General features: G+C 65.3%; 13 protein-coding genes. 10 read left to right on the forward strand and 3 right to left on the reverse strand.

The annotated features are described in order from the left end of the window. Positions 1–68 precede the first annotated feature (68 nt). Genes B3I25_RS11615 through B3I25_RS11640 form a run of 6 tightly spaced genes read left to right on the forward strand, consistent with a single transcriptional unit; the run spans position 69 to position 5,657 of the window. Complete coding sequence (locus B3I25_RS11615; protein ID WP_286739207.1) at positions 69–1,553, forward strand: sugar porter family MFS transporter; 1,485 nt, start codon at positions 69–71, stop codon at positions 1,551–1,553. Then, the gene (locus B3I25_RS11620; RefSeq protein WP_193518885.1) at positions 1,550–1,969 is read left to right on the forward strand and encodes an RbsD/FucU family protein; all 420 of its coding nucleotides are present in this window, start codon (positions 1,550–1,552) and stop codon (positions 1,967–1,969) included. The genes B3I25_RS11615 and B3I25_RS11620 overlap by 4 nt, the downstream gene beginning before the upstream one ends. 31 nt (positions 1,970–2,000) lie before the next feature. Beyond that, positions 2,001–2,984: an amidohydrolase family protein gene (locus B3I25_RS11625; RefSeq protein ID WP_193518884.1), complete on the forward strand. Its 984-nt coding sequence runs from the start codon at positions 2,001–2,003 to the stop codon at positions 2,982–2,984. Positions 2,985–3,004: 20 nt separating this feature from the next. Continuing rightward, positions 3,005–3,973, forward strand: a complete 969-nt coding sequence (locus B3I25_RS11630; protein ID WP_193519303.1) for an aldo/keto reductase — start codon at positions 3,005–3,007, stop codon at positions 3,971–3,973. Positions 3,974–4,014: 41 nt separating this feature from the next. After that, positions 4,015–4,863, forward strand: coding sequence for a fumarylacetoacetate hydrolase family protein (locus tag B3I25_RS11635; protein WP_193518883.1), 849 nt, complete (start codon positions 4,015–4,017; stop codon positions 4,861–4,863). Positions 4,864–4,898: 35 nt separating this feature from the next. Further along, positions 4,899–5,657 (forward strand): SDR family NAD(P)-dependent oxidoreductase, encoded by a 759-nt coding sequence (locus B3I25_RS11640; RefSeq protein WP_193518882.1) that lies wholly within the window; start codon positions 4,899–4,901, stop codon positions 5,655–5,657. A gap of 41 nt (positions 5,658–5,698) precedes the next feature. Here the strand turns inward: B3I25_RS11640 and B3I25_RS11645 are convergent, their stop codons facing one another. Next, positions 5,699–6,418 carry a FadR/GntR family transcriptional regulator gene (locus B3I25_RS11645; protein ID WP_193518881.1) on the reverse strand — a complete coding sequence of 240 codons (720 nt, stop codon included), beginning with the start codon at positions 6,416–6,418 and terminating at the stop codon, positions 5,699–5,701. Between the two features lie 143 nt (positions 6,419–6,561). On the opposite strand from B3I25_RS11645, the gene mgrA reads away from it, so the two are divergent. From mgrA to B3I25_RS11665, 4 genes are all read left to right on the forward strand, one after another. Then, positions 6,562–7,653: an L-glyceraldehyde 3-phosphate reductase gene (gene mgrA / locus B3I25_RS11650; protein WP_286739216.1), complete on the forward strand. Its 1,092-nt coding sequence runs from the start codon at positions 6,562–6,564 to the stop codon at positions 7,651–7,653. Next, positions 7,650–8,474, forward strand: coding sequence for a LysE family translocator (locus B3I25_RS11655; RefSeq protein ID WP_193518879.1), 825 nt, complete (start codon positions 7,650–7,652; stop codon positions 8,472–8,474). Before mgrA ends, B3I25_RS11655 begins: the two co-directional genes overlap by 4 nt. 178 nt (positions 8,475–8,652) lie before the next feature. Continuing rightward, positions 8,653–9,738, forward strand: coding sequence for an inositol-3-phosphate synthase (locus B3I25_RS11660; RefSeq protein ID WP_064847334.1), 1,086 nt, complete (start codon positions 8,653–8,655; stop codon positions 9,736–9,738). Between the two features lie 359 nt (positions 9,739–10,097). After that, positions 10,098–10,445 (forward strand): flavodoxin domain-containing protein, encoded by a 348-nt coding sequence (locus B3I25_RS11665; protein ID WP_286739327.1) that lies wholly within the window; start codon positions 10,098–10,100, stop codon positions 10,443–10,445. Here B3I25_RS11665 and B3I25_RS11670 read toward each other — a convergent pair. Both B3I25_RS11670 and B3I25_RS11675 read right to left on the reverse strand, forming a co-directional pair. Further along, positions 10,405–11,202: a phosphatase gene (locus tag B3I25_RS11670; protein WP_286739222.1), complete on the reverse strand. Its 798-nt coding sequence runs from the start codon at positions 11,200–11,202 to the stop codon at positions 10,405–10,407. The genes B3I25_RS11665 and B3I25_RS11670 overlap by 41 nt on opposite strands. A 10-nt stretch (positions 11,203–11,212) precedes the next feature. Further along, positions 11,213–11,626: glycosyltransferase (locus B3I25_RS11675; protein ID WP_286739225.1), on the reverse strand; the 414-nt coding region annotated here is incomplete at its 5' end.

Below are 11,626 nucleotides of genomic sequence, written 5' to 3' on the forward strand. Positions count from 1 at the left end.
GATTTTTACCTCATCCAACGTGAGGGCCAGCAAAGATGCCGACCCACGAACGACCTTTAGGGGTTCTCATGTCCAATTTTGGTTCACCGCGCGCCGCTGGCACGCCTGAAATTCACGGCGAAACGCGTGACACACGTACAACTGGTGCAGCAACGTCGGCTGCTCCCGGTAAGGTGGCCCAGACAGACTTCATGCGCGAGCCGATCCCGCGCAAGGTGTACCTGGTCGCGGTACTGGCGGGCTTGTCCGGCCTGCTGTATGGCTTCGACTCCGGGGCCATCTCGGGTGCCTTGCCATTGCTCGAGGGTCAATTTGACCTCACGGCATCACAGACCGGCCTCATCACCTCGCTGCTACTCTACGGCGCGCTGCCCTCCATCGTGGTCTCCACCATTGCGGCTCGTCGCTTCGACCGGCGGCAGATCCTGCTGGTTGGCGGTGTGATCTTCATCCTCGGATCCTTGTTCTGCGCCATTGTTTCGGGCCCCGTTGGTCTGATGGCTGCGCGGTTCTTTCTGGGGTTCGGTATCGGTATTGCCAACATGTTCGGCTTGATCTACCTATCGGAGTTGGCTCCCACGCGTGTTCGTGGTCTGCTGACCGGCCTGTACCAGCTTGCCGTGAATGTCGGAATCCTGGCCGCCTACGCGGTGGGCGACATCTTCCACAGCACCCCCGACGGCTGGCGCTGGATGCTCGGTTTGGGCGTAATTCCTGCCGTGATCTTCTTCGTGGGTATGTTCATCGCTCCGCCCTCACCTCGCTGGTTGATGATGCGTGGTCGTTCCCGAGACGCGCTCCATGTTCTGCGGACCATGCGCGGTGGTGAGGAATTCGCGGCCAAGGAAATCCAGGAAATCGAAGAGGTCCTGGACCGCCCCACCAAGGGCCTGGGCGGTGTCCTGTCCGACGCGCGGAAACCGCTCACCATTCTTGCCATCCTGACGTTCTTCCAGGTGTGGACCGGCATCAACGCGGTGGTCTACTACGCGCCCATCATCTTCAAGGACGTGGAGGGGCTTGGTAACAACCCCGGTGCCGTGGCCAACTACGGCGTGGGCACGGCCCTAGTGATCTCCACAGCCATTGCTCTACCGCTGATCGACAAGATGGGCCGTGTGAAAATGCTCGCCATTTCCATGGCTGGTCAGGCAGTGGCGATGGTCGTCTTGACCTTCTTCGCGGAATCCGGGTGGATCGCCGTGGCGGCGGTGTTCGTCTACACCTTCTCCTTCGGCTTCGGACTGGGCCCGGTGTTCTGGCTGTACGTTCCGGAGATCCTGCCGCTGCAGACTCGCGCTATCGGTACTGGCGCCATCACCTTTACGCAGTACCTGCTCAACGCGACTTTCGCCCTGGTGTTCCCCATGCTGCTCGCAGGCATGGGTCCGTGGATCTTCATGGTCTTCGCTGTCCTGTCAGTGGCAGGAACGGCTTACACGGTTCTGCGGGTGCCGGAGACCAAGGGGCGTTCCCTCGAGGAGATCGAAGAAGAGATTTTCGGTGAGGTCAAGTCCCTAACCGACAAGCAGACCGCGGGCAGTAACTCATGATGCGAACACCGATCACCCATCCTGAGTTGTTGGCCGCATTGGCCCGGTGCGGTCACGGAACCAAGATCCTCATCGCCGATGGCAACTACCCCCACGTCACGGGGGTGGGCCATCGCGCCACACGGATCCCACTCAACGTGGCACCGGGGTTGCTGACGGCGGACCAGGTTCTGGAGCTCCTAATTACCACGGTTCCGGTAGAGGCCGCCGAGTACATGGAGAACGCCGAGGGCGCCGCTTCGCCGGCCGTCGAGGGCTACGGCGAGACCCTCGGATCCCAGGCCGAATTGACGGGATTGGAACGGTTCACGTTCTACGACCGCGCTCGCGAGAATGACGTGGCTGTGGTCATCGCCACCGGTGAGCAGCGCCAGTACGCCAATCTCCTGCTCACGGTAGGCGTGATCCCTTGGTGAACACCACCGGCGCAGGGAGGGCTGCTTAGTAATGAATCAGACGACGTCGGCCCCCGAACAAACCCTGGTGCCCATGGTGGATTCCCACCGTCACCTGTGGGATCTGCACCACCTGCCCTGGAACTGGGTGCGAGGAGCAGGCCTTCCCACGGAGGACCTGTTCGAGGAATCGGAACCTCTGCCCTCGGTGCTGGTGGAGGCGGGGGTCGACGTCGGCTACGAGAAAGCTGAGCTGAAATGGCTGCTCGACATTGCCGACCGGAACGACAAGGTCCTGGGCATCATCGCTGCATTACCCCATGGAATGGGTGCCACTCAGGACACGATGAGCGCGCTCGCAGACACACCACGCGTGGTTGGAGTCAGACACAACCTGCAAGAACTTGGCCCGGGAGAATTGGCGTCTCGCGACGTCGTCGGCGTCATTGCTGCAGTGCATTCGGCCGGATTGCCGTTCGACGTGTGTGTGCGGGCCCACCAGCTCGTGGAGATGACGCACATGCTGCGGATGCTCGACACGGACGGAATCCTGGTGCTTGATCACCTGGGAAAGCCCCCGCTGGGGCAGGACCTGACGCGATGGCGTGACGACATTACAACGCTGGCCGCCGACCCCCGGGTGGTTGTGAAGTGTTCGGGCCTGGTCGCCGAAATGCCCCCGCCGCATCAGCCGCAGAGAGCCAGATCGGAGCCGGCAACCGAGCAGACCTCGCGAACAGTGCTGACACCTGAGGCCGCTGAATTGTGCAGCGCACCGCTGCGATTCGCGCTCAGGAACTTCGGCCACGAACGCGTCATGCTCGGTTCTGACGCACCGGTATCGGGGAAGGGATGGGTTCGAACACGGGACTGCATCCAGTTCCAGATCCAGCTGCTGAAACCCGACTTGACCGGACCAGCGCTCGAATCAATCGCATCCTTGACCGCGCAGCGCATCTACGGCCTGAGTGAGCAGACAGCGACGGCTACCAACGCGGGGAGCGATCCGCGCAGCAACCACCAGAACAACTTGTGAACGTCAAGAGGACAACCGTTATGAAGCCATCACTCGAAGAAGCAATCGCCCGTCACGGTCGACTGGGTTACGGGGCGGCACAGCTCGGAAACCTATACCGCACGGTCGATGACGCCACGGCCCGTGAGGCGCTCGAAACGGCGTGGGACTTGGGAATTCGCCACTTCGATACCGCACCGCACTACGGGTTGGGACTCTCGGAACGGAGGCTCGGCGCATTTCTACAGACCAAGCCTCGCGATGAGTTCATTCTCTCCACCAAGGTGGGGCGTTTGCTCCGGGACAACCCACATCCTCAGGGAAAGGACACCGAGGGATTCGAAGTTCCTGATGACCTGTACCGCGTGCGGGATTACTCCTCGGACGGCGTGAAGCGGTCCCTCGAGGAATCCTTGGAACGCCTGGGGCTGGACCAGGTGGACATCGCCTATATCCACGACCCGGATGGGTACTGGGATCAGGCGCTGCACGGAGCAGTACCCGCTTTTTCAGAGCTGCGCGAGCAAGGCGTGATCCAAGCCTGGGGTGCTGGAATGAACCAGTGGCAAATGCTGGAACGGTTCGTGAGGGAAACTCAACCGGACATCATCATGTTGGCCGGCCGGTACACGCTCCTGGAACAGGAGGCGGCCCAATCGTTGCTGCCCGCGTGCGTAGACCACAATGTGAAAGTCAATGCGGTGGGAGTTTTCAACTCGGGTCTCCTGGCCCGCCAGGACGTCCCGGACGACGCGCATTACAACTACGACGCCGCTCCGCCGGAGCTCATCGCGCGGGCCAGGAAACTGGCGGATCTCGCGGCAGAGTACGGCACCACCTTGCCTGCCGCAGCTCTGGCCTTCCCGATGCGCCATTCTGCGATCGTGACCAGCGTGGTGGGGATGAGGACTCCGGATCACGTGCGCCGCAATGTGGAGCTCTTCGAGACACCCGTCCCGGATGAGTTCTGGTCCGCAGCCGCGGATGCGGGGCTCATCACCAATCACTGATCCAAAGACCTTACTGCTTAACGAGATACACGGAGGAACACATGAAACTGATGCGAGTGGGCGAAAAGGGACAAGAAATCCCGGTCGTCGAATATCAGGGTGCGCATTACGATGCTTCCGCAGCGGTGAAGGATTTCGACCCGGAGTTTTTCGCGACCGGGGGGATCGAATCCCTGCGGTCCGCCCTGGAACGCGGCGAGCTGCCGACCGCGGACATTACCGGTCAGCGCATCGGTGCGCCACTCACAAGGCCTTCTGCGGTGATCTGCATCGGCCAGAACTATGTAGAGCACGCTGCCGAGTCGGGTGACGCGCCGCCCGAGCTGCCCATCATTTTCTTCAAGACTCCCAACACCTTGACCGGCCCCAACGACAACATCGCGTTGCCTCCAGGATCGAAGAAGAGCGACTGGGAAGTGGAGCTGGTCATCGTGATAGGCAAGCAAGCGGCCTATTTGGAGACCGAAGCGGCAGCTGCGGAATGTATTGCCGGCTATACCCTGGCGGACGATCTGTCCGAGCGTGCCTATCAGATCGAAGACTCGGGGGGCCAGTGGTCCAAGGGCAAGTGCATCAAGGACTACATGCCACTGGGCCCGGTGGTTGTGACCGCGGATGAGTTCGACCCGCACGACGTGTCACTGGGCTCCTCGGTCAACGGTGAGCCGCGGCAGGGATCACGGACCTCGGACATGATCTTCTCGGTCGAGTACATCGTGAAGCACCTGTCCCATTACATGCAGTTGGAACCGGGGGACATCATCTCCACCGGCACGCCCAAGGGCGTGGCGCTCTCCGGAAAGTTCCCGTATTTGAAGGACGGCGACGTGGTGGAGGTGGAGATCGAGGGTATCGGTCAACAGCATCACCGCATGGTTGCCCGTTCCTGAACCGTCCAGCACCGAAGTAACGAGGAGAGACTTTTATGAGCTCACAAGAATTCGATGGACTGGTGGCCGTTGTCACCGGAGGCGCTTCGGGGATCGGAGATTCCGCGACCCGGGCTTTGCAGGCTAAAGGTGCCAAAGTGGCCGTTCTCGATCTCAACCCCGCGAATGCTGCCACGGGTGCGGTACAGGTCCAGTGCGACGTCGCCGACGACGCCTCGGTCCAGAACGCGATCGACAAGGTCGTGGCCGAGCTGGGCGGGATCGACGTGGTGATTAACAATGCCGGAATCGGGGCCCAGGGTGACGTCGCCGCCAACGACGACGATGAATGGCACCGCGTGTGGGACATCAACGTGGTCGGTATGGTCCGAGTGACCCGCGCAGCACTGCCTCATCTGCGGAAATCCGCGCATGCTTCCGTGGTCAACACGTGCTCCATCGCGGCGACCGCGGGTCTGCCCGAACGAGTGCTGTACTCGGCTACCAAGGGTGCGATTCTCGCGATGACCCGGGCCATGGCGGCCGATCACCTGCGTGAGGGAATCCGGGTGAACTGTGTGAATCCAGGAACCGCCAACACCCCCTGGATCGGCAATTTGCTGTCCAAGGCGCCGGACCCCGAAGCTGAACGTACAGCCCTGAACGCTCGTCAGCCGCACGGGCGGCTCGTGGAACCGGATGAGGTGGCCTCCGCGATTTGCTATCTGGCCAGCCCACTCAATGCATCGAGCAGTGGCGTCGATCTTGCCGTGGACGGTGGCATGGAGGCTCTGCGCCTGCGCCCTGCCGAGTGATCGATGTTAATGACCCAGAACGGCCCGGCCGGTTGACATGCTCAATCGGCCGGGCCGTTGAGGTCTTCCGGGATGTCTAAGAGGGGGGTTTCGGTCAGGGCTATGCGCAGCCAGCGCTCCACGCCCTGAAGGTGGTGGATCATGGCGGCGCGGGCCAGTGCGGGGTCCCTGCGGCGGAGGGCGTCCAGAATCTCCTGGTGCTCTTCCATGGTGCGTTCGGCCGAGCCCTGCTGCGTCATACCGCGCCAGGCGCGGGCCCGAACAGTTCGGGAGTTAAGGCTGGCCGTCAGGGAGCTCAGATAGCCATTGCCGGCGGCATCTCCGATGATGCCGTGAAAGGCCAGGTCCTGGTCCACGAGCGAGTCGATGGTCTCCACATCCGTGTCGTCCAGAGTCCGTTGGATTTTCTCGAGCTGCTCCTCCGAGATCCGTGCTGCGGCTAATTCGACCGCGGCAGCTTCCAGAACGCGGCGGGTTTCCAGCAGCTCCAGGACTGATGAGTTCTGATGCAACTCCACTACAAAAGAGATGGCCTCGGAGAGGTGCTGGGTGTTCAACTCCGTCACGTAGGTGCCGTCGCCCTGCCTGATGTCCAGGATCCGCACCACTTCGAGCGCCTTGACTGCTTCGCGTAGCGAACTACGTGACAGGCCCAGGCGATCTGCCAGTTCCTTCTCTGGGGGCAGCCTGTCGCCGGGACCCAGCTCACCGTTGAGGATCATGGCGCGCAACTTGGCCATGGCGGTATTGGTGAGGGACACGGTGCGATCTCCTAGATTTGGTGGTCAGACACGGACTAACGGGGTGGCGGAAATCCGCCTCCCCAAGTATCCCTGACGTGTTCGAGAGAAAGCTTATGAGGCAAATAACAGGTCGCTTTGAGTCAGGTGGCAGACTAGTTCCCATGCTGACTTTCGGTGATGACACTGTCTGGACCGCGGCCGAGGACCGCTACGAGACCATGCCGTACCGGCGGGTGGGCAACTCCGGGCTGAAGCTGCCCGCGCTGTCCCTGGGGTTGTGGCATAACTTCGGCGATGACACCCCGCTCGCGACCATGCGGGCCACGCTGCGCCGGGCGTTCGACCTGGGGATCACGCACTTCGACTTGGCCAACAACTACGGCCCGCCCGCGGGCTCCGCGGAGCTGAACTTCGGGCGCATCCTACGGGAGGACTTCGCCCGGTACCGCCAGGAACTCGTGATCTCCACGAAGGCCGGGTGGCAGATGTGGCCCGGCCCGTACGGCGGTGTGGGCGGTTCACGCAAGTACCTGCTCGATTCCATCGACCAGTCGCTCGAACGCATGGGCCTGGACCGCGTGGACATCTTCTACCACCACCGCCCGGACCCGGACACTCCCCTCGAGGAGACCATGGGTGCCCTGCACCATATCGTGCGCTCGGGCCGCGCGAGCTACGTGGGGATCTCGTCCTACAGCGCGGACCTCACGCTCGCCGCGCAGGGGATCATGCGGGAGCTGGGCACTCCACTGCTCATCCACCAGCCCTCGTACTCCATGCTCAACCGCTGGATCGAGCAGCCGGACGAGCACGCGGACGGGAAGAACCTGCTGGGCGCGCTCACGGAAGCGGGCATGGGCTCTATCAGCTTCTCCCCGCTGGCCCAGGGCATGCTCACCGACAAGTACCTGAACGGTGTACCCGAGCACTCCCGCGCGGCCGCTGGGAAGTCACTCAACCCGGACTGGTTGAGCGAGAACACCCTGGATCAGATTCGGGAACTGAACGCGATGGCCCGGGAGCGCGGGCAGACGTTGGCCCAGATGGCGATCGCGTGGGTGTTGCGTCCGCAGGCGGAGGGACAGGTCACGACGGCGCTCGTGGGCGCGTCCTCGCCCGAGCAGATCGCCGATTCCGCCCGCGCCGTGCAGAACCTGGACTTCTCCGACGATGAACTGCAGCGGATCGACGAGCTGGTCTCGGACGCGGACATCAACATCTGGGGGGCGGCCACCGAGTCCAAGCACGTATGACCGCGGCGCAGTACGCCGCGCTGCTGGGACTGTGGATCGCGGGGATCATCTCCCCGGGTCCGGACGTCCTGGTGATTCTGCGCAATGCGTTCCTCACCACACGTGGCAAGGCCATGCTCACGGCGGCGGGGGTGATGGTCGGCAACCTCATGTGGATCACGCTCTCGCTCACGGGCGTGACGCTGGTGATCAACAGCAATCACGTGCTCAAACTCGTGATCCAGATCGCTGGTGCCCTGTTCCTGGCGCGCATGGGCTACGGATCCCTGCGCGCCGGGCTGGCCACGCGCGCGCTGAATCGCGGTGGAACGGGTCACGCGGAGACCTCGGATCCCGATGCACGAGCGGGCCTCGCCGCACGGGTCTGCACCGACGGGCAGGACGGCCCCGGCGGTTCGGCCGGATTCAGCGGACCAGTGGACCCCGACGTCGCCGCGAGCCCCGCCGCACCCACGGGCACAATCGGGGGTCCCGCGTTCTCCAAGGCCGGAGGTCTGCTCGGGACCCGCCACCTCACATCGGGCAAGGCCCTGCTCCAGGGGACGATCACCAACCTGGCCAACGCCAAGGCGATCGTCTTCTTCATCGCCCTGTTCGCGACCGTTGTCCCCGCGGACATCCTGTGGTGGGAGGGATTGATCACCCTGGCGCTCCTCATGGCCGTGGGCCTGGCATGGTTCCTGGCCGTCGCGTGGTTCGGTTCCGTCCCCGCGCTGGCGCGGCGGTTCCAAGCGCGTTCGGCCGAGGTCGAGATCGCGGCCGGGGTCGTGTTCCTGCTGGTCGCGGTGTTGTTGCTCGTGGAGGTCGTCCTGGCCGGGTGACCGTGCAGCGTGAGGGCGGCAGCGGCGTCGTCGTCACGGCGGTGCCCGGGCGAGGCACGTCCGAGCGCGTGGCTAGACTGTGGAGTCGGTTGCGTGCGGCGTGGCACGGCAGGATGCGGTGCCCACGCACGAACGCGCGAGGTGCGCGTGGCCGTCATCACCCGAGCTGAGGAGAACCGTGTCCGAAAATCCCATCCGAGTGGCCATTGCCGGTGTGGGCAACTGCGCCACATCGCTCATCCAGGGCGTCCACTTCTACCGGGACGCAGACCCCTCCGAGACCGTGCCCGGGCTCATGCACGTGCGCTTCGGTGACTACCACGTGGGGGACGTGCAGTTCGTGGCCGCGTTCGACGTGGACGCCGCCAAGGTGGGCTTGGACCTCTCCCAGGCGATCCTGGCCTCCGAGAACAACACCATGGAGATCGCAAAGGTCCCCAACCTGGACGTGAACGTGCAGCGCGGACCCACCCTGGACGGGCTGGGCCAGTACTACCGCGAGACCATCACGGAATCGGACGCCGAGCCCGTGGACGTCGCGCAGGTGCTGCGCGAACGCGAGGTGGACGTGCTCGTCTCCTACCTCCCGGTGGGTTCCGAGGAGGCCGACCGCTACTACGCGCAGGCCGCGATCGACGCCGGTGTGGCGTTCGTCAATGCCCTGCCCGTGTTCATTGCCGGGACCGACGAGTGGGCGCAGAAGTTCACGGACGCCGGCGTGCCGATCGTGGGCGACGACATCAAGTCCCAGGTGGGCGCGACCATCACCCACCGCGTGCTGGCCAAGCTGCTCGAGGACCGCGGCTACGTCCTGGACCGCACGTACCAGCTCAACGTGGGCGGGAACATGGACTTCAAGAACATGCTCGAGCGCTCGCGGCTCGAGTCCAAGAAGATCTCCAAGACCCAGGCCGTGACGTCCAACGTGCCGCACGAGATGCGGGCCAAGGACGTGCACATCGGCCCCTCGGACTACGTGGGGTGGCTTGACGACCGCAAGTTCGCCTTCGTCCGCCTCGAGGGCCACGGCTTCGGCAACGCCCCGATCTCGCTCGAGTACAAGCTCGAGGTGTGGGACTCGCCCAACTCCGCCGGTGTGATCATCGACGCGATCCGCGCTGCGAAGATCGGCCTGGACCGCGGCATCGGGGGACCGCTGACCTCGGCGTCCTCCTACTTCATGAAGTCCCCGCCCGAGCAGTTCGACGACGACACCGCCCGCGAGAACGTGGAGAAGTTCATCCGCGGCGAGGTCGAGCGCTGATCGTCTCGTAGCACCGCACGACGACGCCGCGAGGGCCGTCCGGCACGTACCGGGCGGCCCTCGGTTGCGTCCGGGGGCGCGCGTCCTGCCGCTGGCCCGGGCCCGCGGGTGCGGCGGCCCGGGTCCCTGGGGGGGGGTGCGGCCCGGCCCTCGCGCGGTGCAGCGAAAGATCGCCGAGCCCTCGGCGGACGCGCGAGCCAGGTCCGCGGCCGCCCGGACCCGCCGGGGCACGGTCACACCCCGCGGCCAGGCCAGCACGACCGATTCCCGTTCGTTCCCCGGGGACACCGGGCGGCACACCACGGGTAGTCCCTCCCGACTCAGCTCCGTCCCCACGCCCAGGAACGGATCCCGCCGCGCTGGACACCTCCCACCCGCACGTCGTGGTGTGTTCCACGTACGGGGACGGCGAGCTGCCCACGTCCGCGCGGGCCTTCGCGACGGCGGTGGCCGAAGGAGCCGCGGATCTGAGCAGCATGCGCTACGCGGCGTTCGGCCTCGGGGACCGCACGTACGGGGAGACGTTCTCGCGCGGCGTCGTCGTGCTGGACGAGACCCTCGCGGCAGCGGGCGCGTCCCGGTTCGGGGACGCGGGTCGGCACGACGCCGCCGAGGGCCGACCGCCCGCGCGGCAGGCGTGCGACTGGTTGGACGGGATCGCCGAACTCAGCCGCGTTCCTGCCCCGCGAGCCCCGCACGGGAAATGATGTAGTCCACCACGGGGTCGTAGAGGTGCGGGGGGACGTTGTCGTCCAGCGGGACCACGACCTCCACCTGCCCCTGGGCCTCAGCGACGAAGATCCCGGGGTCGTTGCAGTCACCCATCGCGATGGTGGACAGCCCCGCCCGCGAGCCCGCGTACCCGGCCATCCCGTGATCGGCGATCACGAGGTCCGGCGCCTCGCGGCCCTGGTCCCGCAGGTGATCGAGGACCAGCTGCATGGGCTCGGGGAAGTGGGTGTGGCGCAGGCCGCCGTACTGCTCGACCATCACGACGTCCTCGATCTGGCGGACGTCCCCGTCCTCGAACGGCAGGGCCTCGTCGAAGCGCAGCACGCGCGCCCCGGACTTGCGGGCCACCCGCGCGAGCCGGGCGTACACGGGCGCGAGGCCGGAGGGATGACCGGTCGCGAACAACAACCGCTTGCGGCCCTGCACCGCGCGGCTGAACAGCTCGGCGTAGCGGTCGAGTCCGGCCACGCACAGCTGCGCGGAAATGAAGTCCTGGCCCTCGGCGTACTCGGGGTCGTCGTTGATCCCCACGCGGTCACGCATGAGCTCGAAGACGGAGTCGAAATCCCAGTCCCTGGTGCGCTCGACCCCCATGTGCTGGTGCTGGTCCCCGTCCAGGAAACCCCGGATGTTGCGGAGGTTGGCTTCACGGGGGGTCGCGACGGCCCCGGTGATCCGGGAGCGGTCCAGGTAACGGGCAAGGGAATCACGGCTCAGGTACGCGGTGGTCACACGGGAAAGTTTAGGCGTCGTGCTCGCGCGCCGCACAGGCGAGGTAGGCCGCAGCGTGCTGCGCGGCGACGTCGTCCCACGTCAGCTCGCGCGCTCGCAGCCGAGCGGCGTGTGACATTGCTCGCCACGCGCCCGGGTCCCGGGCCGCGCGGTACAGTGCGTCCGCCCAGCTCGTGGGCTCGCGGTCCGGGACGAGCCGGCCGGTCTCACCGTCGCGCACGGCGTAGCGCAGTCCGTCCACGTCCGTGGCCAGGACGGGCGTCCCGCACGCCTGGGCCTCGACCGCCACGAGCCCGAACGTCTCCGACGACGACGCCACGGCCACCGCGTCCACCCGGCCCATGAGTCGGGCGAGGTCCTCGCGGGGCAGGGAGCCGCGGAAGTCGACGGCGCTCGCCACGCCCCCCGCGTCCGCCAGCTCGCG

The organism is Kocuria sp. UBA1838, from assembly GCF_002338785.1.
Taxonomy (GTDB): Bacteria; Actinomycetota; Actinomycetes; order Actinomycetales; family Micrococcaceae; genus Kocuria; species Kocuria marina.